Below are 629 nucleotides of genomic sequence, written 5' to 3'. Positions count from 1 at the left end.
GTGTCTCGTCCTAAAAAAAGTTTACATATTTACACTTAATCCTAAAATAGATTTACAACTATATTTTAGTCCTGCTATTGGTTTACAATAGTAGGACTTTTTACATAATAATTCTTCCATAATTTTTCTGTTTTTATATTGTTTTGATGTACTTGGTTTGGTGTAAGGTTTCCTATACTCATATGCGGCCTTTCGTTGTTATATAACTTAATAACTGCGTCTAATAATTCTTTAGCTTCTTGTATATTATCAACTTGATAATCATCTAAATACTCTTCTTTAATAATACCATTTACCCGTTCTGCTATTGCATTTTCCAAAGGATCCCCATTTTCTGTCATACTAATACCAATGTTATGGGTTTCTAATAACTTTACATATTCATTACTGCAATATTGCGTCCCTCTATCTGAATGATGTATCAGTTGTAATTCATCTTTAGATTCTTCTGAAAGATTTGATATTGCCATTTGTAAAGCTTGAATCGTTTCTGAGGTTTGTAAACTATTGGCCAAATGATAACCGATAATTTTTCTGGAATAAGCATCAGTAACAAAACTTATGTACATAAAACTATCCTTAATTCTCCAATATGTTATATCACTTACCCATAATTGATTAGGGCAAAT

1 protein-coding gene is annotated in these 629 nt (G+C 29.6%); it reads right to left on the bottom strand.

Annotation, left to right across the window (positions count from 1 at the left end; genetic code table 11):
* Positions 1–74 precede the first annotated feature (74 nt).
* Positions 75–629: IS3 family transposase (locus tag FLAPXU55_RS23100; protein WP_180861690.1), on the bottom strand; the 555-nt coding region annotated here is incomplete at its 5' end.

The organism is Flavobacterium panici (genome assembly GCF_903819335.1).
Lineage (GTDB): Bacteria > Bacteroidota > Bacteroidia > Flavobacteriales > Flavobacteriaceae > Flavobacterium > Flavobacterium panici.
Note: the sequence above shows the minus strand (reverse complement) of the source record. Positions and strands in the feature narration are given on the sequence as shown.